The following is a 22,198-nucleotide window of genomic DNA, read 5'->3' as shown; positions in this document are numbered from 1 at the left end:
GTCTTTTCCACGATCCGTCCAACGACGATCAACGGAAAGGATCACACCATGACACTCGAACAATCCATCGACCTCGCCGAACTGCAAGCCGACATGGCCTTTGATGCCTACCTCGCCGCGTTTGATGAAGACGCCCATCCCGAGACACTCGACAGCCTCGAGACCGAGGCGCTGATCGCCCGCAGCCGCTACGACGACCTGCGCTCTCAGGGACTGGGTCACTGACCCAGACACCCCTGCGGGTCTACTGATCCGCAGGGGTTTGACACCGTCTCTCAGAAGCTTCGTGACGCCCTCGAATGGTGGGACCCGCGCTATCTCGCGCGGGCCGTTTTCGTGTTCTTCGCGCCCGATCCGTTACCGGCTCGGGCGCTCGGTTTGCCTGACATCGCGTGCTGCTCCAGCGCAAGTTTAGGCAGATTAATTCGACCAGATTGCCGCGCATCGATGAGGACGGCGGCGTTCCATGTCGCGCTGCGGAGCAGTCTTGACTGCACCCTATTAGGAAGACGTTGGCAGGATATGGCCAATGTTTGCACATTTTGTCCGAGGGGTCTGTCATGGGCGTTTCCCGCAAAGCTGAATGCTCCGCCGCACGCGAAAGCGATTGCGAGCAATCGCTGCCTCGCGCGCGTCTGCGCATGCAATCTTTTTCTGGCAGCGGGAGAACGCCCTAGTGCCGAGGCCAGCGAAAAACCTGAAGCTTGAGCAGCGCATCGAAGTCGCGCGGCGCTTTGCGGCGGGCGAAAGTGCCAAGGAGCTGGCGGCGGCGTTCGGCATCTCTGCGCGCCACGTGAACCGGCTCGCGAAAGAGGAGGCGGGCGAGGGGATCACGGTGCGCGATCCGAGCGAGACAGTGGCATTCCGGGCAAGCCGATCCGAACTGGAGGCCTTCGATGCGGAGTGGCGCGAACGGGGTTTTGCCAACCGGTCGCAGGCGTTGAATGCGGTGCTGCGCGGACGGTGCGGATTCCTCGATGTGCCCCGTGATCTGGTCGCGGAATTCTGTGCAGCGTGGCGTCAGGCGAAGGATGTGAGCGACGCCGGACTGATGCTCGCCAAGGCGGTCCATCGCGGTCGGCTGGAGGTCTCGGAGGCAGACCGCGCGGTGCTGATTGATCTCCTTGATCTGGCGCAATCCATGAGCCGTGAATTGGGCCGGATGAAAGATGCGGCGCAGGCGATGCGTCATCAGGAGTGGCCACAAAAGGAAGAAGGGCAGGGGGCGGAGAGCGCGGTTCTGGAGGACGGTTCGCCCGTGACAAACGGCGGTCTGAGGCTGGTGCGCAGTGGCTGATCCCCTCGCCCTCTACGCCTCGGTCATGGGCCGGCTCTGGGAGGATGAGCGCATCCGGGGTCAGGCCGCAGCGCGGATCGACGCGCGGCTGGCGGGGCGTCGGCAGGGGCGGAGTTTCTCGCGCGTCGGATCCATGTCGGCGCGCAACGCGCTGAAGGCTGCGTCGGGTCAGAGCCGGGCGGCGGTCTTCAAACGGATCCGGGCGGGAGGCTGCAAGACGCGCGCGTCGCTCGGAGCGCAGATCTCCTACATCAACGACAAGGCGGTCTACACCTACTCGACAATGACCAATGCGCTGACCGATGCGGCGGTGCTGTCTGAGGGGCAGAAAGAGGACATCATCGAGGATTGGGCCGGGACCTGGCGCGGCTCGACCAAGCTCGGCTTCACCTCTCACATGTTGCTCTCCTTCCCGACCGACGTGACGGTCGATCAGGTGCGCGACATCGCCATGGATTGGACGGAGCATTTTTTCGAGAGCGGCGAATACGGCGATCAGTGGGACTATGTGCTCGCGGTCCATGACGACCGGGCGCACAAACACGCCCACATCATCCTGAACAATCGCGGCCTCGAGAAAGGCACCTGGTTCTCTTGCTGGGCCGAAGGCGTGATGTCGCCGCAGCTCATGCGCGAGAAACAGGCCGAGATCGCGGAACGCTACGGCGTGATGCTTGATGCCACCACGCGGCTCGAGCGCGGCATCTTCGAGAAACCCGCCGGGATCGAAGAGATCTACCGCGCCAAGGAAGAGGCCCGCCTACCGCGCGAGATCGCCCTGACGGCCCAGGAAACCGCCATGGCGCAGGCGCAGGTGGTGGGCTTCGCCAAGGATTACAAGAACCTCGCTGACCTGCTGGACCGGATGGACCAGCGCCACATGGCCCGCGCCCTGCGCGGCATGGCGGAGGGGCTCGGTTCCGGCGCGCCGTGGAACTTCACCGAAGGAGAGATAGACATGAAGGACATCAAGACCGTCGGTGATGCGATCGACTATTCCGAGCGCACGATCGAGGCGCTCAGGCTCAAGGCCGAGGAACTGGACCCGGCCGAGTGCGCCGCATTCGAGGCCAAGGCCGCGCCGATCATCGCGGATCTCTCGCAGATGGTGCCCGACCCGGAGCTACGGGCGCGCTTCGGCAAGCAGCTTGAAGAACCCTATCCCCCGGGGGCGGGCAGCGTGGTGCTGATCGGCGCGCTGCAGTCCGGCAATGACGAGGGGTTGCGCGATGTGCTCGAGAGTGCCGAAGAGGCAGGCATGGACAGCGAGGAGCTGGTGGCCCGGATCATGGCCGGCGGCACGCGGAACTACGGTATGGCGCAGGACTGGGTTGAGCGCGACATGAATGCGGTGCTGGCCAAGGACGGTCTCAGCGTGGAGACCGCGAGTGACGACCAGCTCGATGCCGCGCTCGAAAAGGTCGACGGCGTGATGGACGCACTGATGGAGCGGGCGAAGGAACTGGGCGTCGAGATCGGCCGAACCCTCGCGGACGAAGAGGAGGCGACACTGCCCCTCATCGACGAAGACGACCGGACGCCCAATCCCTACCTGCAGGACCTGGCCGACATGCTTCGGGACGGCAAGCTCACCGAGGAACAGGAAGAGGTGGTTGAGCGGACCCTGCAATCCGAGCTCTTCAAGGAGTTGGGTGAGGAGGGTTTGGCTGCACTTCGCCGCGGCAACTACGAGGTGCTGGACGCGGCCCTTCCGAGCAAGCTCGACCAGATCACCGTCACGCAGGAATTCCTCGAGATGACGTTTGAGGAGACCGGCGACCAAGTCTTCACCGACCGCGCCGCCGGGTTGCAGCAGGACAAGGCGACGGAGGTGGCGCGGATGCGCGGCCAGCAAGAGGCGCAGGAAATGGGGCGTGAACTTGCCCGAAACAAAACACTAGATCGTGGTCTCGATGACGAGATGGAATTCTAAGGGGGAGATGACAACCATGACCAAGACACTCCCCCTTTGGGCCGCGCTCCTCTTCGGGGTGATCTGCGGCGCCGTCATCGGCACCATCGTCGCCGCCTTCTACCTGACCCTGGCCCTGAAAACCGGGTTTGGTAGTTTTGACATGCTGGCGCTCTGGAAAGCCAGCGCGGGCACCCGAGCGGCGCATCCCGAAGCGTTCAAGGTGGGGTTTGGCGCCGTAGGCTTCGGGGCGATTGGCCTCGGCGCCCTGGCGCTTGCCTGGACCTGGAAGAAGGAGCGGGACGACTATGGCTCGGCCCACTGGCAGACCAAGGCGGAGCTGAAGAAGAACGACATGCTTCAAGCGCCTGGCAAGGGCTTTGTCTGTGGCAAGCTCGGAGCCCCGACGTCCAAAGCTGAGTTCATCTCCTCGACCACCATCCCGCATGTGATGATGGTCGCGCCGACCCGGGCCGGTAAGGGGGTTGGCTTCGTGATCCCGAATCTTCTGAGCTTTGCGGGCTCGGTTGTGGTGCTGGACGTGAAGGGCGAGAACTTCGAGAAGACCGCGCGGCTCCGGGCGCTCAACGGCGACGAGGTCTATCGGTTCAGCCCGTTTGATTGGGCCAATGCCACGCATCGGTACAACCCGCTTGCGCGGATTGCCAAGGCCCCGACATTCGCGCAGCGCTTCACCGAGGTCTCGATCCTGGCAGACCTCTTCCTCGACAAGGACAACAAGACGCTCGACACCTTTTCCGAGGCCGGCAAGTCGATCTTCGTTGCGGCCTGTCTGCTGGCGATCCAACGCGGCACGCCGAACCTCGGCGAGGTGAACAAGATCGTCGCCGGGGGCGAATACAAGAACGCCCAGTACAAGACCTATGCCGACGAGGCCGAGGAAGACATCCTGCGCGAGCTCTGGACCAATGCGGCCTCAGCCTCGTCGCGGCTGCTGACCTCGAACATTCAGGCGCTGATGACGGCCGGTCTCAAGCAATGGGACAACCCGGCGGTGCGCTCGGCCACCGAGGCGAGCGACTTCGATTTCTCGACCTTCCGGAAGACCCCTCAGTCGCTTTACATCGCGGTGTCCGAGGATCACATCGCGACGCTGGCGCCGCTCTTGCGCCTGATGTTCGCCGATCTCATCGCCTCGATCCGGCTGAACGAGCCCGGCCCGGACGAGCCCTGGCCGGTCATGATGATGATCGACGAATTCCAGCAGATGGGGGCGATGCCCTATCTCGAGCGGGCGATCCATTCGCTGGCAAGCTATGGCGGCCGCGTCGCGATGATCGCGCAGTCGCTGGCTTCGCTTGATCGGATTTACGGGCCCGAGGGCCGTGAAAGTCTCGAGAACGGGGCAGGGCTGAAGCTCTACATCACCCCGCGGGACCAGCGCACGGTGAAAGAGGTCTCCGCCGCGGTCGGCAGCACCACCCGCGAGGCGGTGACCCGGATGTACGGTCGCAACAAGGGCTTCCTTGGCGCGACCTCGACCTCGGCGCGTCTGGAAGAGCGGCCGCTACTTTCCGAGACGGAAGCGCGCCTCATGGATCCCGACGAGGTCATAATCCTCGCTTCGCCCCAGCACCCTATCAAGGCTAGCCGGATCAAGTATTACGACGATCCGTTCTTCAAGGACATGCTGGCCCGCCAGGACGGCAAGCCGTTCCCCTATCCGCCGAGTGTGCAGGGCGTGGGGCCCTGGGGCGGTGACTTTGAGGTCGGCGCAGACGACCAGGCGAAACTAGCCGAACGTGCGCCTGTCCGGGATCGATCGCAGCGGCGCGAAGCGCGCGCGATGAGCGTGATGCCGATTGAGGCCGGACGCGGGCAGCCCGAGCCCGAGACGCTCGAAAGGGAAGCCGCCGTGCCGAAGGATTGGAAGGCGGCGCTCGACCGGCAGGAGGACTTCATCGAGGAATTGTTGGGAGGGTGAGTGATGACTGCTGCTCGCTGCGTAACTCTTGCATTCGTTCAACTTTTTCAGCCAGCATTGCAGTTGTTGTGGAGCTACTTACCTTGTGCCACCTGCGTTCTAGCAAAAATGCCAACTAGAATTTCACGTGCTGCGGAAGGTTTCTCGGTGAGACCTGTTTCCAGAAAATCTAAATAGCTGTTTTTCAATTGACGGCGAAGAGCGGCCTGAAACCGGGTCTGACCTTCGCTCGGTTTTTACTGTCCCATCTCGCCAGGGTATTATCCAAGACCCTCCCAATCATCGACAGAATCCGGCTCGGGCGGGCAATCTGCATCCATTAGAAACCTGCAGATGTGGTGAGCCCCAGTGACCAAGATTGACCAGATCGAGACCCTGATCCTCGACATTCCCACCATTCGCGGTCACGTGCTTTCGATGGCCACGATGCGTACGCAAACTGCGGTGCTGGTCAGGGTCAAGTTCTCGGACGGCTCCGAAGGCATCGGCGAAGGCACGACGATTGGCGGGCTGAGCTACGGACCGGAAAGCCCTGAAGGCATCCAGTCGGCGATCGAGACTTATATCGCGCCCGGCCTGCTTGGTCGCAACAGCGACGATGTGAATGGTGCAATACAGCTCATCGACAAGTTGGTGAAAGGTAACCGGATCGCCAAGACAGCTGTCGAGATAGCTCTGTGGGACGGGCTGGGCAAGCGCTTGGGCGTGCCGGTGTCGCAACTTTTTGGTGGGGCCGTTCACGAACGTCTACCGGTCGCCTGGACGCTGGCCTCCGGCAATTCCGAGACCGACATCGCCGAAGCCCAGCAGATGATCGAAACCCGCCGCCACAACGTCTTCAAACTGAAGATCGGCAAGCGAGCGGTCCGTGATGACGTGGCCCATGTCGCCCGCATCAAAGAGGCGGTTGGTGATGCAGCCAGCGTGCGCGTTGACATCAACACGGCTTGGTCGTTGCAGGATGCACGTTGGGGTCTGAGGGGGCTGCAAGAGGCGGGCTGCGAACTTGTCGAGCAACCTGTCCCCGCGCGTTATCGCCGGGCAATGGCAGAACTGACGCGTAGCTACGAAATCGCCGTGATGGCTGATGAGGCGCTTAACGGGCCTGAGGATGCTCTCGAAGTGGTAACGGCACAAGCTGCGGACGTCTTCGCCGTAAAGATCGGGCAATCCGGCGGGCTCAAGCGCGCCTCAGAAGTCATAGCCATTGGGCAGGCTGCGGGCCTTGGCCTTTACGGTGGCACCATGCTCGAAACCGGCCTGAGCACCGTTGCGGCATTGCAGTTGTTCTCTACCGTTGATGACTTGGCGTGGGGCACCGAGCTGTTCGGCCCGCTGCTGCTGACCGAGGACATTCTCGCAAATCCGATCGTCTACAGAGATTTCTGCGTCGAAATTCCACACGGCCCGGGCATTGGCGCGACGCTCGACCCCGACAAGATCGATTTCTTCCGCCGAGATGGTCGGCGGAGCATGAAAGCCGTCGCGGGTGAATAGTCCCGCGACACGAACAACAAACCAGCCGATGCATCCATGCTGAGGCAGTCTGGAGGAGGATCACAGATGTTCACCCAATCCAATCTCGACGCATTCGAAGCACGGCTCGACGGCGCCATTCAGGACGACCCGGAAAATGGCGTGTTCCGCTGCCGCCGAGATATTTTCACCGACGAAGAGCTGTTCGAGCTTGAGATCAAGCACATCTTCGAAGGCAACTGGATTTACATGGCGCATGAAAGCCAGATCCCGAACCCGGGCGACTACTTTACTCTGACCATGGGCCGCACGCCTGTCGTCATCACCCGCGATAAAGACGGCGAGCTGCACGCGCTGGTCAACGCCTGTTCGCACCGTGGTGCGCAGCTCTGCCGCTTCAAGCGCCGCAACCAGAAAACCTTCACCTGTCCGTTCCACGGCTGGACATTCTCCAACACTGGCAAGCTCCTGAAGGTCAAGGATCCCAAGGGTGCAGGTTATCCTGAGCAGTTCAACAAGGACGGCTCCCATGACCTGACTAAAGTTGCCCGCTTCGAAAACTACCGTGGCTTCCTGTTCGGCTCCCTCAATGCCGATGTGAAGCCGCTGGAGGAGTACCTCGGCGAAGCACGCAAGATGGTCGACATGATCGTCGATCAGGCTGACGAAGGTCTCGAGGTGCTGCGCGGTTCGTCCACCTACACCTATGACGGCAACTGGAAGCTGCAGGCCGAAAACGGCGCTGACGGTTACCACGTCTCGGCCGTGCACTGGAACTACGTGGCCACGACGGCGCACCGTACCGATGACGGCAAAGAAGACAACATCAAGGCAACCGACGCGTCCAAATGGGCGAAGCAGCGCGGTGGCTTCCACGCCTACGAGAATGGTCACATCCTGCTCTGGACGGAATGGGCCGACCCGACCAACCGCCCCGGCTATCCGCGTCTGGAGGAATGGACGGAGAAGTACGGCAAGACCAAGGCCGAATGGATGGTGGGAGTGCTGCGCAACCTCTGCCTCTATCCAAACGTCTTCCTGATGGACCAGTTCTCCAGCCAGATCCGCGTCTTCCGGCCCGTCTCGGTCGACAAGACCGAGGTCACGATCTACTGCATCGCGCCGAAGGGCGAGAGCCAGGAAGCACGCACCCGACGCATCCGCCAGTACGAGGACTTCTTCAATGCCTCTGGCATGGCGACGCCGGATGATACCGAAGAATTCCGGGCCACACAGCGCGGCTATGCCGGTGCGGCACACGCCAAGTGGAACGACCTGACCCGCGGAGCAACCCAATGGATCGAAGGTCCCGATGAAGACGCCAAGGCCCTTGGCATCAACCCGGTTATGTCCGGTGCGCGCACTGAGGACGAAGGGCTCTTCGTCATCCAGCACAGCAACTGGTCCGAGCGGATGGGAGACGCCATCGCCAAGGAACGCGAAACCGCGCCTCAGGCGTCGGTCGCAGCCGAGTGAGGAGGAAAGAACATGACAACTGCGACTCTTGAACGCCCTGCAACCGATGTGATGAGCTTCGAAGACATCCAGGCCTTTCTCTTCGCGGAGGCCCGCGCTCTGGACGATCGCGACTGGGACACCTGGCTGACATTCTACCACAAGGACTGTCCGTTCTGGATGCCCGCATGGGATGACTTCGACACGCTGACGGAGGATCCGCAGAACGAGATGTCCTTGATGTACTACCCCAACAAGCAGGGCATCGAGGACCGCGTATTCCGGATCAAGACCGACCGGTCGTCGGCGACCTCGCTGCCGGAGCCGCGCACGAACCACTATCTGTCGGGTATCGAAGTGCTGAGCCGCGAAGGTAGCGAAATCAAGCTGCGCTTCAACTGGCAAACGCTGAGCTACCGCTACGCCGAGACCGATACCCACTGGGGCACGTCGTTCTACTCGATCGACACCAGCGGGCCGAAGCCGCTGATCACCGATAAGAAGGTCGTCCTGAAGAACGATCACATCCACCACGTGATCGACGTCTATCACACCTGATCCCCGTTACTCCGGGAGCCTGAAGACCTCCGCGCATCTACGTCTGGGTGCGCGGATAAGGGAGGAGCATGCCATGACGACCTACAACGTTGCCCTGAATTTCGAAGATGGCGTCACACGCGTCATCCAGTGCGATGACGACGAGAAGGTAACCGATGCGGCCTTCCGTCAGAAGATCAACTTGCCGATGGACTGCCGCGATGGCGTCTGCGGCACCTGCAAGTGCTTTGTCGAGAAGGGCGAGTACGAGCTGGAATTCTACATGGACGAGTCGATGAGCGACGAGGAGGCCGAAGAAGGCTACGCGCTCACCTGCCAGATGACCCCAGAAAGCGACTGCGTTGTGCGGGTTCCGGCCTCATCCGCCATCTGCAAGACCGCGCCCGAGGCAGTGGAAGCCGAAGTGCAGGGCGTTGACAAACTTTCCGAGACATCCTTCGGTCTGCGGGTGAATCTGGCCAAGCCAATCAACTTCCTGCCGGGCCAGTATGTGAACCTGACAGTCCCCGGTACGGACAAACACCGGTCCTATTCCTTTTCGTCCGCACCGGGTGCGCAGGAAGCAACATTCCTGATCCGCAACCTGCCCGGCGGTGTCATGAGCACCTATCTTGGCGAGCAGGCGAAGCCCGGCGACGCTCTGACTGCAACCGGTCCGATGGGTGCCTTTTACCTGCGGCCAATCGAGCGCACGCAGGTTTGGCTCGCCGGTGGCACCGGTCTGGCGCCGTTCCTCTCCATGCTGGAACAAGTGGCTGAGCAGGGAGCAGAGCACCCGATCACGCTCTACTATGCCGTGACGCGCGCCGCTGACCTCGTGGAACTGGATCGCGTTAGCGCGCTTGCTGAAAAGATCGGCAACGTCACCGTGATCACCATTCTGGCCGCCGAAGAAGACGCGCATGAGCGCAAGGGGTTCGTGACCGATCACCTCAGCGGCGATGACCTGTCGGGCGGCGATTGCGACGTCTACCTGTGCGGCCCGCCGCCTATGGTCGATGCCGTGCGCGCGCATTTCGGGAAACTGGGCGTCGAGCCCACGAATTTCTACTACGAGAAATTCAACCCCACCGAAGAGAAGGCCGAAGCGGCATGACAGGCCGTTTCGACAACAAGGTGATGGTCGTCACCGGCGCGGCACAAGGTATCGGCCGCCGCGTCGCCGAACGAGCGGCAAGCGAAGGCGCACGGGTTCTGATCGTGGACCGCTCGCCCGCACGCAAAGACGTCGTCGCGGCGATCCGCGAAGCGGGGGGCGAGGTCGAGGCGATCTCGGTTAACCTCGAGACGTGGAGTGGCTGCGACAAGGCCATCGGCAAGGCCGTGGATCTCTGGGGCCGCATCGACATCCTGATCAACAACGTCGGTGGCACGATCTGGGCCAAACCGTTTGAGCATTACGAGCCCAAGCAGATCGACGCAGAAGTGCGCCGTTCGCTGTTCCCGACACTCTACTGCTGCCGCGCCGCCATTGAACGGATGCTACCGCAAGGTAAGGGCACCATCGTCAATGTGTCTTCCATTGCGACCCGCGGACTGAACCGCGTGCCCTACGCAGCAGCGAAGGGCGGCGTGAACGCGCTCACGGCTAGCCTGTCTTGGGAAGTTGCCGAACGCGGGATCCGCGTCGTTGCAACCGCACCGGGCGGAACCGAAGCCCCGCCGCGGGTCGTACCGCGCAACCCCAATGCCGAAGAAGAACAACGCGAAGACTGGTACCAGACCATCGTCGACCAGACGATCCAGTCCTCGTTCATGAAAAGATATGGAACGCTCGACGAGCAGGCAGGTCCCATCCTGTTTCTGGCGTCGGACGAAGCCTCATACATCACCGGTGTCACAGTCCCGGTGGGTGGGGGCGACTTAGGCTAGGCCCTGAGGAGGGGTCGTTAACCAACTGGAGGAGATACAAAATGAAACGCGCAATCCTGGCGGCCCTTGGGTTCGCCACCAGCTTCGCTGTGCCTGCTGTGGCAGAAGAAGAGATCAAGGTGGGCCTTCTGCTCCCGTTCTCGGGTGTATATGCGTCGCTCGGAAATGAAATTGAGACCGGGTTCAACCTCGGTCTGCAACAGTTCGGTTCCGAGACTGGTGCAACCTTTGAGATCGCCCGTGAAGACACCGAGGTGAAGCCGCCTGTCGCACTTGGCAAAGCCAAGAAACTGATCCTACAGGACCAGGTCGATGTCATGGTCGGGATCGTCAGTTCCGGTGTTCTGGGTGCGGTGCGTGACATGGTGCATGGCGCAGGTGTGCCACTGATCGTTGCTAATGCCGGCAATGATGCAGCGACTGGCGGGTCTTGTTCACCCTACATCACGCGGATGTCGTTTTCCAACGGCCAGATCAACCGTCCGATGGGCACCTGGATGGCCGAGCAGGGTGTGAAGAAGGTGTTCACGCTTGCGCCTGACTATGCTGCCGGTCGCCAGATGATCGACGCCTTCACCGAGACCTTCACCGCCGCAGGCGGCGAGATCGTCGGGCAGGAATTCACGCCGTTCCAAAAGACGCAGGACTTCGGTCCCTATCTCGCCCAGGCCAAGGCCAGCGGTGCGGATGCGGTCTACGTTTTCTATGCAGGCGGCGAGGCGATTTCCTTCGTCAAGCAATATGACAGCTTTGGCCTGAAAGCTGACCTTCCCCTTTATGGCTCGGGCTTCCTGACCTCGCCGCTTTATGTGAACGCACAGGGCGAGGCTGCCGAAGGCGTCATCACAGCGCTTCACTACGCGCCGACCATCAACAGCGAGGCGAACGCCGCTTTCGTGGCCGCGTTCACCGAGGAAACCGGCCGCGCGCCGTCGGAATTCGCCGTCCAAGGTTACGATGCGGCTCGCGCGCTGATTGAGGCAACAAAAACCGGCGCAAATGACCGTGCATCTTTGGCGACTGCCCTGCGCCAGGTCAGCTTTGAGGGGCCGCGCGGTCAGCTCTCCATCGACCCCGCAACCAACAACATCATCCAGCCCGTCTATGTCTACGAAACCGTCGCTGGTGAAGGTGGGCTGACGCAGAAGGTCCTAGCTCAGCTTCCCGCGGAAGCCGACGCGACCAATGGCTGCGAGATGGCACCCGACTCCAACTGACCAATCTGTCCCGGCCGCTCGCCTGCGGCCGGGACATAACGTCCGAGGAGGACTTAGCTCATGGCACATGATCTTGGATTCTGGACCCTTCAGGCGCTCAACGCCCTGCAATTGTCCATGCTTCTGTTTCTTCTTTCCATCGGCCTGACGGTCATCTTCGGGCTGATGCACTTCGTGAACCTCGCGCATGGCTCGCTTTATGCTCTTGGCGCGTATTTCGCTGCCTCGCTGGCTGCCGTGGGCGGCTACTGGATGGGGTTCTTTCTGGCGCCCGTGGCGGTCGCCGGGGTGGGGATCCTCCTCTATTCCGGCCTCATAAAGCGCATGCGGAAATCGGGGCCCATGGCACAGGTTCTCGTCACCTTCGGGCTGATCTTTGTCCTGCTCGATCTGACTCGCATCTTCTGGGGAGATCTGGCTCTCGCCATCGACGTACCCACGCTGCTTGGCGGTCGTCTGACCTTCCTTGGTGTCGAGTATCCGACCTACCGGTTGTTCATCATCGTTCTGGGTCTCGCCATCTTCGGCGCACTGGCCTTCGTGCTCAGCCGCACCCAGATCGGCGCAATGATCCGTGCCGGTGTCGATAACGATGCCATGGCGGCCTGTCTGGGCATCAATGTGGAACGGCTGTTCTTCATCGTCTTCTGTCTGGGCTGTGCCCTTGCGGGCCTGGCCGGGGCCGTCGCGGCACCGCTTCTCAGTGTGACGCCCGACATGGGTCTGCAGATCCTGATCCCGACTCTGATCGTGATCGTGATCGGTGGTCTCGGCTCCCTCAAGGGCGCCATCGCCGGATCACTGATCTATGGCTTTGTGCAGACTTTCGGTGCGGTTCTGGCCCCGCAACTGGCCTCTGTTCTCATCTACGCGCTTTTGGCTGCGGTCCTTGTGATCAAGCCAGAGGGCCTCTTTCCAGCGAAAGGATAAGACGATGTTTCGCCACAACACTCTTCGTTACACCGCTCTGGTCCTGCTCGCAGCCGGTGCCCTCTTTCAGGCTTTCACGGCTGAATATTTCGGTCTGGAGATCCTGACAGAGATCCTGATCCTTGCCATGCTGGTTCTGGCGCTCGACATCGTTGCGGGCTTCGGTGGCATGGTCTCGCTCTGCCATGGCGCTCTGATGGGGGTCGGGGCCTATGCCTACGCAGTCCTGTCGACCAAGGCGGGGATCGCACTGCCCGTTGCCATGGCGGGCAGTATCGCGCTGACCGGCGCGGCTGCCTGGGTCATCGGCGCCATCGGGTCGCGCAGCCATGGTATCTATTTCATCATGGCGACACTCGCTTTCGGGCAATTGGCCTATTCCTACGTATTCGAGGCGCCGCTCTTTGGCGGCGACGATGGGTTGGGCGGCATATCCCGGCTGGACTTGAGCTTGATTGGCGTCGATCTGAACAACAGTCGCAGCTTTGCTCTCTTCTGTCTGGCCACTCTCGGGGCGGTCTACGGTGCTTCTGTACTGATCCTCCGATCCGGTCTTGGCCGCTCGCTCACCGGTGTCATGCACAATGAGCAGCGGATGCGCGCGCTTGGCCTGACGGTCTGGCGTGTAAAGGCCGATGTGTTCGGACTGTCCGGCATGATCGCAGGCCTCGCCGGTGCGCTAGCCGCACAACACATCATGTACATCTCCCCGGGTCTGCTCAGCTGGACGGTCTCGGGCGAAGCACTGGTTGTGGTGATCCTTGGTGGTCTTGGAACGCTTGTCGGACCGGTGATCGGAGCAGCCGCCTTTGTTGTCCTGAAACATGAACTGAGCTCGGTCACGACCTATTGGCACCTCGTTGTCGGTGTCATCCTGATCGCCGTCGTGATGAGCCGCGCCAATGGCATCTTCGGCTGGATCGAGGCCCGCTGGGGCGGCGTATTCGACCGCCGTCTCGCCGATGCGACCCGCAAACAGGAGCCTGAGGAGGTGTTGACCGATGCTTGAGACACGTAATCTGGACAAAAGTTTTGGCGCCGTTCACGTCACGCGCGATGTGTCGCTAAAGCTGGAACGTGGCGAGCGCCGGGTGATCTTGGGGCCGAACGGGGCGGGCAAGACGACGCTCTTCAACCAGCTTGTCGGCGAGCTGACCCCAGACAGCGGATCGGTGCATCTCGCCGGTGAAGATGTCACAGCACTTCCCGTTGCCAAACGCGCCCGTCGTGGGCTTTCGCGGAGCTACCAGAAGAACACGTTGTTCGATGGTCTGACGGTCGAGGAAAACCTTGGGCTTGCGGCGGCAGTCCACACCGGCAATGCGACGCAGCTTTGGTCGGACAGCCTGGCAAAACCCGAAGTCCGTGAGATCGTGGAGGAGGTGGCAAGCCAGGTGAACCTGATGCCTTTCATCCACGCGAAAGTGTCCGAGATCAGCTATGGCGTGCGTCGCCAGCTTGAAGTCGGTGTGGCGCTGGCCACGCGGCCGCTGGTTCTGCTGATGGACGAACCGACCAGCGGCGTCGGGCCGGAAATGTCGAAAGGCTTTCACGACCTGCTGGCGGGCCTGCCCCGCGACCTGACCATGCTGATCATCGAGCATGACATGGACCTTGCGTTTGACGTGGCCAACACGATCACGGTGCTGAACTACGGCGAAGTGGTCTTTGATGGTCTGCCCGAAGAGGCACGCGGGTCGAGCCTGCTCAAGGAAATCTATCTGGGGAGCTGGGAAGATGCTTGAACTGAACGCAATCGAATCCGGGTACGGCGAAACGCAGGTCCTTTACGGCCTGTCGCTTCAAGCGCAGACGGGCCGGGTTTTGGCCATCCTCGGGCGAAACGGCGCCGGCAAGTCCACGACACTGAAAACGATCATGGGCCTTTTGCCGCTGAAGTCCGGCGAAATCCTGTGGGGTGGTAAGCCGATCGCGGGGCAACCATTTGACATCGCCAAGAGCGGGATCGCCTATGTGCCAGAGACGCGCGATATCTTTCCGTCGCTCAGTGTGCGTGAGAACCTCGAAATCGCGGCCAAGCGGTTTGGCGGGTCGAACCCTGAATGGACGATGGAGCGGGTGTTGGACCTGTTTCCGCGACTAGGAGAGCGCATGGACAACGGCGGCACGCAGCTTTCGGGCGGCGAGCAGCAGATGCTGGCCATCGCGCGGGGACTGCTGATGAACCCAAAGCTGCTGATCCTTGATGAACCGACCGAGGGCCTGGCCCCGATCATCGTCAAACTGATCCACGACAAGCTGCAAGAGCTGAAAGCGGCGGGCCTGTCGATGATCATCGTTGAGCAGAACTTCGGTTTTGCCACGTCGCTTGCCGACGATGTGGTCGTCGTCAGCAAAGGGCAGATCGTCTGGACGGGAGATGCCGAGGCGATCAAGGCCGATGAAGACGCACAGCACACTTGGCTGGGCGTGTGAAATCTGCGTGCAGGGCCAACGCGCTTTGCACCTTCACCCCTTTTTGACAGGGCTCTTTCGCGCGACTTTCTGCGCGATGTTAACGAAATTCTTGACGTGAACGCCCTGTTCATCGAGGCGGTAATTGACCGAGAGTTCAGTTCGCGCGATCTCGGGTTCGATATTGAGAAACTTCATACCCTTGCGCGGCGCATTGGCGACGGATTCTGGGACAATGCACACGCCTTCACCGACCGCAACAAGACTGAGGGCGGTTTGCAGATCCATACACCAGATGCGCAGGGGCGCCTCGAATCCCGCATCCTCAACCGCCTTGAGAACCATGTCGGCATAGCTGGGCCTGGGGCGTTCGGGATAGAGGATCAAATGGTGGGTCATCAGCCGTTCGAGCTTGGCCACTGTCCGAGTTCCCGTATCGACGATGTCAGGTAAGGCGAGGATCAGCTTTTCTTCAACCAAATGCTTTGACAGGAACTCGGGATCCTTCAGGGTTGGGCGCGCAAATACAACGTCCAGTTCCCGTGACACCAGGGACCGGTGCAGTTCGGCGTTGTTCATCGGGATCAGACTTAGGTTCACGTCCGGGTAATTCGCCCGATACGATCTGATGATGTTTGGCAGAATTCCGTATGTGGCAGAGCCGACGAACCCAATCCTGAGTCGTCCTTCCGCCCCTTGTCCCAGCCGACGCACTTCCAGTTGCGTGTCTTCAAGCTCTGCGAGGATTGTCTTGCCGCGCTTCAGCAACCGCTCACCTGCTTGTGTCAGGGTGATCGTGCTCCGGCCCCTGTTGAACAGGATTGCGCCGAGGTCTTCCTCGAGCTGCTTGATCTGACGGCTGAGCGGGGGTTGCGCCATATCGAGGCGTTCTGCGGCGCGCCCGAAATGCAGCTCCTCTGCCACTGCAATGAAATAGGTCAGCTGTTTGAAATTCATTTTCGCCGTCCTCCCAAGAACTTACGATATTCTATACCTCTAAACGAAAAAAAAAAGGCCCCCGTCTTGCGGGGGCCAGTCTTCAGGGAGGTATCGGGGATTACTCGGCGGCGGTCGCCTTTCCGTTGGCGGCCGTCTTGAGGACGAAATCGAACTCGAAGTGCAGGTCGGTGCCCAGGTCGGCGGCAGCCGGTTTGAACTTGCCGATCAGGCTTTCCTTGACCGCAAAGACGCTGTCCTCTTCGAGCCATGCGCTGTCGGCGTCGTAGATTTGGCTGATCAGCGGACGGTAGCCATCCTTCGAGATGATGAAGTGCATGTGGCCCGGGCGGTTCGGGTGGTGGCCCATGAAGCGCAGCAGCTCACCGGCGGTTTCATCGTCCGGGATCGGGTAGGGGACGGGGCGCACGGCGACAAAAGCGTAATGGCCGTTTTCATCGGTCTCGAACCGTCCGCGCAGGTTGTATTCGGGCTGGTCGGGGTCGAGATTTTCGTAGACGCCGTTCGGCGCGTCTTCCCAGACGTCGAGCGTCACACCGGCGATGCCGTTGCCGTTTTCATCCTTGATGTAGCCCTCGAAGTACGCGGTTTCTTCGTTGTCAAAGTGCTTCTGGATTGTCGAACCGCCCTTGGGCAGAACCGGCGGGTTCTCGCGGTAGAACGGGCCCAGAACGGTGGATTCGCTTTCGTTGCCTTCGACGGGATTGGTCATCATGTCGACCAGAACCTCGACGCCAAGGATGTCGCCCAGAAGGATGAACTCCTGCCGGTTGTCATTGCAGAGCTTACCAGCGCGGGCGAGGTAGTCGCAGACGAACAGGAATTCGTTATGCTGCAGTTTCACGTCCTTGATGAATGCGTGCAGGTGTTTGACCAGGCCAGTCGCGAGTTCGCGCTGGCGGTCGGTGATGTCTCCATGCTTACCGAGGCTCGCGATCACGACGTCGGTGATGTTGTGTTGGTTGACGATGCCCATGGGTAGTTCCTCCTCCTGGCAATCTGTAGATCCGGTTACGAGTTGCTTGACTGCCTCTCGTCGCAATACAGACTTTGCCGAGTCCGCAGATTTCCCCAATGCCCACAACGGTATTGCTTGATACCGACGGTAACCCGAGTCCTGTGAACCGGTGTTTTTCCAAAGACCTCAAGGTAGAGTATTGACCCATACCCTTGCCGGTATGGCCGACGGGTTCGCGATCGTGGCAGCTTTTGCTCAACTTATTAACGCATGGGAGGCCAAGGTGATCGACACCTTCACGCACATACAAACACGCCTTGAGGTAACGCCGCATTTGCTGCGCCTCGGCCGGCTGTTTTCCGAAACCGTGCTCATCGAGGTGGGCGGTGACGAATTTTACCTGACTTTCGACAAGGGGCACATCGTATCGGTCGTAGAGGGCCCAAGCCGCAAGACGCCTTGGCGCTTTGCATTGCGGACCGACTCCGAGGCTCTTACCAAATTCTGGCAAGCGCGCCCCGAACCCGGCTTCCATGACATCTTTGGACTGGTGAAGATCGGTCGCGGTCGGGTCGATGGCGACATTCTGAACCTCGTCAAAAACCTGCGCTTCTTCAAGGAAGTGCTGACTCTCGCCCGTGCAAAAGAGGAGTTGGTAGCATGAGCATCGAACCGATCACCGGTCGCTATGTAACTGCCACCATGAGCGGTGCCCCGCGCCGTATCTATTTCGAAGAGGCGGGGCAAGGGCGTCCGGTCATCTGCCTGCACACCGCAGGCGCCGATACCCGCCAGTGGCGTCACCTGATGAATGACGCCGAGATCACCGCATCGTACCGCCTGATCGCCTTCGACATGCCGTGGCACGGCAAATCGCTGCCGCCAGAAGGCTTCGAGACACAGGAATACCTCCTGACGACAGAAGCCTACATCGAAACCGTTCTGGCCGTCGTCGACTGTCTGGGCCTTGATCGCCCAGTCCTTGCTGGCTGCTCGATGGGCGGGCGCATTGCCCTCCAAATCGCGGCGCTTCACCCGGAAAAATTTAGCGGCTTCATTGCGATCGAAGCGTCGGATTTTCAGCCTGCCTGGTACGACATCGACTGGTTCCACAGACCCGATGCCCATGGCGGCGAGATGGGTGCTGCTCTCGTATCCGCCAACATCTCACCCTTTGCGCCCAACTCCGAACGCTGGAACACGCTTTGGATGTTCATGCAAAGCGGTCCGGGCGTTTTCCGCGGCGATCTGAGCTTTTACACCAAGGATGACAGCCTGATCCCGCGCTTGCCAACGATCGATACTGCAAAGACGCCGGTGCACATCATCGTAGGCGCCTATGATTTGACCTGCACGCCCGAGGATGCCGAGCGAACCGCCAACGCCATTCCTGGCGCCACTTTGGCCGTCATGGATGAACTGGGCCACTTTCCGATGAGCGAACACCCTGAGGGCTTCCGCCCGTTCTTCGTGGACGCACTGGAAAAGATGCCAAGCCCGGCGGCGAAAACTACCTGACCGATAACCCCTGCGCAGGAGGAGGAGTCATGTGCACGAACGCGAAAACCCCGTGTCCCGGATGCAAGAAACATGAAAAAGCCGACGCAGACTGGATGTTCTTCACCGATGACGAGCGAAAGGCCACCGAGGCATTGCGCAAGCGTCCGGCACTTTTCGACCGTTCCTTTCTGAAACCTGAACCCGCACATGCTGGCACCCGTCCGGTCGCATCCAACGGAGAAGTACACCCATGACCAATCCCTGCATTATCTGTGTGGCGATCACGGGCAGCCTGCCCACAAAAGCCAACAATCCGGCTGTCCCGATCAGTGTGTCGGAACAAGTAGATTCCACACACGAGGCTTTTGAGGCCGGGGCCACCATCGTGCACGCCCATGTGCGCAACGATGATGAATCTCCGTCTTCAGACCCTGAGAAGTTCGCCGCGCTGAAAGAAGGGATCGAGAAACACTGCCCCGGCATGATCATCCAGTTCTCGACCGGAGGGCGATCAGGCGCGGGTCAGACGCGTGGCGGGATGTTGCCGCTTTCGCCCGACATGGCCTCGCTGTCCGTCGGATCGAACAATTTCCCGACACGTGTTTACGAAAACCCGCCTGATCTGGTGGACTGGCTGGCCAGCGAAATGCTGACCTACAGCGTCAAACCGGAGATCGAAGCCTTCGACCTGAGCCATATCCTGAAAGCCAAGGACATGGCTGACAAAGGTCAGCTTGTGGGCACGCCTTACATCCAGTTCGTGATGGGCGTGAAAAACGCGATGCCGGTCGATCGTGATGTGTTCGACTACTACATCCACACCGTGCGCCGCCTCTTCGGTGAAGACGCTCCATGGTGCGCCGCGGGCATTGGTGCCAACCAGCTCAAACTGAACGAATGGGCTATCGCTGCGGGGGGTCATGCCCGCACCGGTCTGGAAGACAACGTTCGACTTGATCGCGACACGCTCGCTCCCAGCAACGCAGCCTTGGTGCGCCGGGCTGTTGAGATTTGTGAAAGAAACGATCGCTCGGTGGCAACGTGGCAAGAGGCGCGCCGCATTCTTGGACTGCGCTTGTCTGCGAATGCCTCAAAAGGACGCGCATCATGAACAAGGTATACAAAACAGCCGCCGAGGCTCTGGATGGCCTCCTGCATGACGGGATGTTGGTCGCGGCCGGAGGCTTTGGCCTCTGTGGCATTCCGGAACTTTTGATCGACGCCATTATGGCAAGCGGCGTGAAGGACCTGACCGTCGCTTCGAACAATGCGGGCGTCGATGACTTCGGCCTCGGCAAGCTCTTGGCCACCCGCCAGATCAAGAAGATGATGTCGTCCTACGTCGGCGAGAATGCCGAGTTCATGCGCCAGTATCTGAGCGGAGAACTGGAGCTGGAATTTAACCCGCAAGGCACGTTGGCCGAGCGCATGCGCGCTGGCGGGGCAGGCATCCCCGGATTCTACACCCAGACAGGTGTTGGCACCCAGATCGCCGAAGGCAAGGAAGTCAAAGAGTTCAACGGCAAAGAGTACATCCTCGAAGAGGGCATTTTTGCCGACCTGTCGATCGTCAAGGCGTGGAAAGCCGATGACACAGGCAACCTGATTTTCCGGAAGACCGCGCGCAACTTCAATCCGCCCGCCGCCATGTGCGGCAAGGTCTGCGTAGCCGAGGTCGAGGAAATCGTGCCGCGCGGTTCGATCAACCCCGACCATATCCATCTGCCGGGGATCTACGTGCACCGCCTGATACAGGGCGAACACGAAAAGCGGATTGAACAGCGCACAACGCGAGCGCGGTCCGAAGGGGCAACACGCAAGCGGGAGGAAGCATAATGCCCTGGGATCGCAACCGGATGGCGGCACGTGCCGCACAGGAACTCGAAGACGGCATGTATGTGAACCTCGGGATCGGCATCCCGACGCTTGTCGCCAACTACGTCGGCGACAAGGATATCACGCTGCAGTCGGAAAACGGCATGCTCGGCATGGGTCCGTTCCCGTTCGAGGGCGAAGAGGACCCGGACCTGATCAATGCCGGCAAGCAGACGATCACCGAGCTGAACCGAACCTCGTACTTCGACAGCGCCATGTCCTTCGGAATGATCCGCGGCGGCAAGATCGCCGCGGCAGTCTTGGGTGCAATGGAAGTTTCCGAGAAGGGTGACCTCGCAAACTGGATGATCCCGAGAAAGCTCGTGAAGGGTATGGGCGGTGCGATGGACCTCGTTGCCGGTGTTGGCCGTGTTGTGGTGGTGATGGATCACACCAACAAGCATGGTGACAGCAAGCTCTTGAAGGAGTGTACGTTGCCGTTGACTGGCAAAGGCGTGGTCGACAGGATCATCACCAACCTCGGTGTTCTGGACGTGACCCACAAGGGCCTGCACATCGTCGAATGCGCCGATGCTGTCTCCCGCGACGATATCATCAAGGCGACCGAGGCAACGATTGTCTGAAGCATCTAGATATCACGGGCTACGCCTGAATGACATTCCGGCTCCGCAATCGGGGCCGGTTTTCTTGCAGTCCTTGTGTCCTACGCCGGTCCGCTTCTGATCTATCTGAGCGCTGCGGAATCGGTGGGCACCTCGAAGGAGGGTTTTTCGTCCTGGGTCTTCGCAATTTCCGTGGCAGCTGGGCTGTCGAGCATCGGGCTCAGCCTGTGGTTCCGTGTTCCGGTCGCGATGGCATGGTCGGCCCCTGGCACGGTCCTTCTGATTTCTCTCGGGACATCCTTGTCACCCGCCGAGATGGTCGGTGCCTATGTCGCTGTGGCAGCGATTCTGGTGCTCATCGGCTTTTCCGGCGTCTTCGAACGGCTTGTACAACTCCTCCCGCCTTCGGTGACCAATGGAATGATGGCTGGCATACTCTTCGGATTCGGCCTAAAGGCCGCCGGAGGATTGGCAACTGATCCTGCCGCAATTGCGCTGCTGATCGTCGTCTTCGCCGTCTGCGCGATGCTCTTTCCCCGTTATTCCATGCTTGTCCTGCTGGCCTCGGCACTGTTGATCAGCGCCGTCTTCTACGATGCATCGGTTGGAACCGTGGGCGTGGTTTTCGCGTCCCTCGAAGTCAGCGGACCGGTCTTTTCAATGGGGGCCATGCTGAGCCTGGCATTGCCTTTGCTCATCACAACACTGAGCGGACAATACCTTCCGGGGATGGCGATCCTAAGGGCCAATGGCTTCCGGATTTCGGCAAATCCGATCCTCATTGTTGGCGGCCTTGTCTCTGTCTTGGCCGCGCTCTTGGGCGGAATAACAACCGCTCTGGCCTCGATCACCGCAGCCTTCTGTGCGGGATCGGATAGCCATGAAGACCCCGACCGCCGTTATGTCGCCGGCATCGCCTGTGGCGTTTTCTTCTGCCTTGGCGGCGTTTTCGCCGGGACCATCGTTGAAGTACTGGTGCTTTTGCCGACGGCGCTTATTGCCCTGCTGGCTGGTCTCGCGCTCTTACAACCTATCCTGAAATTCACCGGTGCGATGCTTGCGTCTGAAGATGCTCAGGCGGGGCTGCTGACGTTCCTGTTCACGGCATCTGGTGTGACCCTGTTCGGAATCGGTTCGGCCTTCTGGGGGGTGGTTATTGGGATCGCCGTCCACTTTCTAGGCAGGTCCGCCGAGTTGTTTTCGGGCAAAACACACACCTGAGAATTTGTGTCAAACGTATAGCCTAAGTGTAAGGTCGCAAGCCTTCT

Annotated in this window: 22 protein-coding genes; 20 read left to right on the top strand and 2 right to left on the bottom strand. The window is 60.6% G+C overall.

What is annotated here, in order from left to right:
- The 14 genes from MHM88_RS21130 to MHM88_RS21065 all read left to right on the top strand — a co-directional run.
- Positions 1 to 225, top strand: a 225-nt coding sequence (locus MHM88_RS21130) for a hypothetical protein (RefSeq protein ID WP_239368752.1), incomplete at its 5' end; no start/stop codon positions are given.
- Between the two features lie 451 nt (positions 226 to 676).
- Positions 677 to 1,297, top strand: a complete 621-nt coding sequence (locus MHM88_RS21125) for a helix-turn-helix domain-containing protein (RefSeq protein WP_180888404.1) — start codon at positions 677 to 679, stop codon at positions 1,295 to 1,297.
- Positions 1,290 to 3,230 (top strand): relaxase/mobilization nuclease domain-containing protein, encoded by a 1,941-nt coding sequence (locus MHM88_RS21120; RefSeq protein WP_180888390.1) that lies wholly within the window; start codon positions 1,290 to 1,292, stop codon positions 3,228 to 3,230. The genes MHM88_RS21125 and MHM88_RS21120 overlap by 8 nt, the downstream gene beginning before the upstream one ends.
- A gap of 16 nt (positions 3,231 to 3,246) precedes the next feature.
- Complete coding sequence (locus MHM88_RS21115) at positions 3,247 to 5,154, top strand: type IV secretory system conjugative DNA transfer family protein (RefSeq protein WP_084353827.1); 1,908 nt, start codon at positions 3,247 to 3,249, stop codon at positions 5,152 to 5,154.
- 348 nt (positions 5,155 to 5,502) lie between these two features.
- The gene (locus tag MHM88_RS21110; RefSeq protein WP_040179366.1) at positions 5,503 to 6,651 is read left to right on the top strand and encodes a muconate/chloromuconate family cycloisomerase; all 1,149 of its coding nucleotides are present in this window, start codon (positions 5,503 to 5,505) and stop codon (positions 6,649 to 6,651) included.
- A 66-nt stretch (positions 6,652 to 6,717) separates the two neighbouring features.
- The gene (gene benA, locus MHM88_RS21105; RefSeq protein ID WP_040179364.1) at positions 6,718 to 8,106 is read left to right on the top strand and encodes a benzoate 1,2-dioxygenase large subunit; all 1,389 of its coding nucleotides are present in this window, start codon (positions 6,718 to 6,720) and stop codon (positions 8,104 to 8,106) included.
- Between the two features lie 12 nt (positions 8,107 to 8,118).
- Positions 8,119 to 8,643, top strand: coding sequence for a benzoate 1,2-dioxygenase small subunit (gene benB / locus MHM88_RS21100; protein ID WP_040179363.1), 525 nt, complete (start codon positions 8,119 to 8,121; stop codon positions 8,641 to 8,643).
- Positions 8,644 to 8,716: 73 nt separating this feature from the next.
- Positions 8,717 to 9,739: a benzoate 1,2-dioxygenase electron transfer component BenC gene (gene benC, locus MHM88_RS21095; RefSeq protein WP_040179361.1), complete on the top strand. Its 1,023-nt coding sequence runs from the start codon at positions 8,717 to 8,719 to the stop codon at positions 9,737 to 9,739.
- A complete protein-coding gene (gene benD / locus MHM88_RS21090; RefSeq protein ID WP_040179360.1) occupies positions 9,736 to 10,515 on the top strand; it encodes a benzoate diol dehydrogenase BenD in 780 nt (259 codons plus the stop codon). Before benC ends, benD begins: the two co-directional genes overlap by 4 nt.
- Positions 10,516 to 10,556: 41 nt before the next feature.
- On the top strand, positions 10,557 to 11,732 hold the full coding sequence (locus MHM88_RS21085) for an ABC transporter substrate-binding protein (RefSeq protein WP_040179358.1): 1,176 nt from the start codon (positions 10,557 to 10,559) through the stop codon (positions 11,730 to 11,732).
- A gap of 60 nt (positions 11,733 to 11,792) precedes the next feature.
- Complete coding sequence (locus MHM88_RS21080; protein WP_180888391.1) at positions 11,793 to 12,662, top strand: branched-chain amino acid ABC transporter permease; 870 nt, start codon at positions 11,793 to 11,795, stop codon at positions 12,660 to 12,662.
- A 4-nt stretch (positions 12,663 to 12,666) separates the two neighbouring features.
- Positions 12,667 to 13,671, top strand: a complete 1,005-nt coding sequence (locus MHM88_RS21075; protein ID WP_040179355.1) for a branched-chain amino acid ABC transporter permease — start codon at positions 12,667 to 12,669, stop codon at positions 13,669 to 13,671.
- On the top strand, positions 13,664 to 14,407 hold the full coding sequence (locus MHM88_RS21070; RefSeq protein ID WP_040179354.1) for an ABC transporter ATP-binding protein: 744 nt from the start codon (positions 13,664 to 13,666) through the stop codon (positions 14,405 to 14,407). Before MHM88_RS21075 ends, MHM88_RS21070 begins: the two co-directional genes overlap by 8 nt.
- Positions 14,400 to 15,098, top strand: a complete 699-nt coding sequence (locus tag MHM88_RS21065) for an ABC transporter ATP-binding protein (protein ID WP_040179352.1) — start codon at positions 14,400 to 14,402, stop codon at positions 15,096 to 15,098. The genes MHM88_RS21070 and MHM88_RS21065 overlap by 8 nt, the downstream gene beginning before the upstream one ends.
- 33 nt (positions 15,099 to 15,131) lie before the next feature.
- Here MHM88_RS21065 and MHM88_RS21060 read toward each other — a convergent pair whose 3' ends face one another.
- Both MHM88_RS21060 and MHM88_RS21055 read right to left on the bottom strand, forming a co-directional pair.
- Complete coding sequence (locus tag MHM88_RS21060; protein WP_040179349.1) at positions 15,132 to 16,034, bottom strand: LysR family transcriptional regulator; 903 nt, start codon at positions 16,032 to 16,034, stop codon at positions 15,132 to 15,134.
- 100 nt (positions 16,035 to 16,134) lie between these two features.
- Positions 16,135 to 17,010: a dioxygenase gene (locus tag MHM88_RS21055; protein ID WP_040179347.1), complete on the bottom strand. Its 876-nt coding sequence runs from the start codon at positions 17,008 to 17,010 to the stop codon at positions 16,135 to 16,137.
- Between the two features lie 265 nt (positions 17,011 to 17,275).
- Between MHM88_RS21055 and MHM88_RS21050 the strand changes: the two genes are divergently transcribed.
- From MHM88_RS21050 to MHM88_RS21025, 6 genes are all read left to right on the top strand, one after another.
- Positions 17,276 to 17,656 carry a hypothetical protein gene (locus MHM88_RS21050; RefSeq protein ID WP_040179435.1) on the top strand — a complete coding sequence of 127 codons (381 nt, stop codon included), beginning with the start codon at positions 17,276 to 17,278 and terminating at the stop codon, positions 17,654 to 17,656.
- On the top strand, positions 17,653 to 18,510 hold the full coding sequence (locus MHM88_RS21045; RefSeq protein WP_040179345.1) for an alpha/beta fold hydrolase: 858 nt from the start codon (positions 17,653 to 17,655) through the stop codon (positions 18,508 to 18,510). Before MHM88_RS21050 ends, MHM88_RS21045 begins: the two co-directional genes overlap by 4 nt.
- Before the next feature lie 232 nt (positions 18,511 to 18,742).
- Positions 18,743 to 19,603, top strand: a complete 861-nt coding sequence (locus tag MHM88_RS21040) for a 3-keto-5-aminohexanoate cleavage protein (RefSeq protein WP_040179341.1) — start codon at positions 18,743 to 18,745, stop codon at positions 19,601 to 19,603.
- Positions 19,600 to 20,328: a CoA transferase subunit A gene (locus MHM88_RS21035; RefSeq protein ID WP_040179339.1), complete on the top strand. Its 729-nt coding sequence runs from the start codon at positions 19,600 to 19,602 to the stop codon at positions 20,326 to 20,328. Before MHM88_RS21040 ends, MHM88_RS21035 begins: the two co-directional genes overlap by 4 nt.
- Positions 20,328 to 20,951, top strand: a complete 624-nt coding sequence (locus MHM88_RS21030; RefSeq protein WP_040179337.1) for a 3-oxoacid CoA-transferase subunit B — start codon at positions 20,328 to 20,330, stop codon at positions 20,949 to 20,951. The genes MHM88_RS21035 and MHM88_RS21030 overlap by 1 nt, the downstream gene beginning before the upstream one ends.
- 75 nt (positions 20,952 to 21,026) lie before the next feature.
- Positions 21,027 to 22,151 (top strand): benzoate/H(+) symporter BenE family transporter, encoded by a 1,125-nt coding sequence (locus MHM88_RS21025; protein WP_209227859.1) that lies wholly within the window; start codon positions 21,027 to 21,029, stop codon positions 22,149 to 22,151.
- Positions 22,152 to 22,198 lie beyond the last annotated feature (47 nt).

Origin of the sequence: Epibacterium sp. MM17-32, assembly GCF_022348205.1 — a bacterium.
Taxonomy (GTDB): Bacteria; Pseudomonadota; Alphaproteobacteria; order Rhodobacterales; family Rhodobacteraceae; genus Epibacterium.
The sequence above is the reverse complement of the archived record's forward strand: the minus strand, read 5'-3'. Positions and strand labels throughout refer to the sequence as shown.

Coding starts and splice junctions, on each gene's coding strand:
- MHM88_RS21075 (WP_040179355.1), top strand. CDS start 12,667: ATGTTTCGCCACAACACTCTTCGTTACACCGCTCTGGTCCTGCTCGCA.
- MHM88_RS21045 (WP_040179345.1), top strand. CDS start 17,653: ATGAGCATCGAACCGATCACCGGTCGCTATGTAACTGCCACCATGAGC.
- MHM88_RS21115 (WP_084353827.1), top strand. CDS start 3,247: ATGACCAAGACACTCCCCCTTTGGGCCGCGCTCCTCTTCGGGGTGATC.
- MHM88_RS21070 (WP_040179354.1), top strand. CDS start 13,664: ATGCTTGAGACACGTAATCTGGACAAAAGTTTTGGCGCCGTTCACGTC.
- MHM88_RS21080 (WP_180888391.1), top strand. CDS start 11,793: ATGGCACATGATCTTGGATTCTGGACCCTTCAGGCGCTCAACGCCCTG.
- benC (WP_040179361.1), top strand. CDS start 8,717: ATGACGACCTACAACGTTGCCCTGAATTTCGAAGATGGCGTCACACGC.
- MHM88_RS21055 (WP_040179347.1), bottom strand. CDS start 17,010: ATGGGCATCGTCAACCAACACAACATCACCGACGTCGTGATCGCGAGC.
- benB (WP_040179363.1), top strand. CDS start 8,119: ATGACAACTGCGACTCTTGAACGCCCTGCAACCGATGTGATGAGCTTC.
- MHM88_RS21085 (WP_040179358.1), top strand. CDS start 10,557: ATGAAACGCGCAATCCTGGCGGCCCTTGGGTTCGCCACCAGCTTCGCT.
- MHM88_RS21040 (WP_040179341.1), top strand. CDS start 18,743: ATGACCAATCCCTGCATTATCTGTGTGGCGATCACGGGCAGCCTGCCC.
- benA (WP_040179364.1), top strand. CDS start 6,718: ATGTTCACCCAATCCAATCTCGACGCATTCGAAGCACGGCTCGACGGC.
- MHM88_RS21030 (WP_040179337.1), top strand. CDS start 20,328: ATGCCCTGGGATCGCAACCGGATGGCGGCACGTGCCGCACAGGAACTC.
- MHM88_RS21060 (WP_040179349.1), bottom strand. CDS start 16,034: ATGAATTTCAAACAGCTGACCTATTTCATTGCAGTGGCAGAGGAGCTG.
- MHM88_RS21065 (WP_040179352.1), top strand. CDS start 14,400: ATGCTTGAACTGAACGCAATCGAATCCGGGTACGGCGAAACGCAGGTC.
- MHM88_RS21035 (WP_040179339.1), top strand. CDS start 19,600: ATGAACAAGGTATACAAAACAGCCGCCGAGGCTCTGGATGGCCTCCTG.
- benD (WP_040179360.1), top strand. CDS start 9,736: ATGACAGGCCGTTTCGACAACAAGGTGATGGTCGTCACCGGCGCGGCA.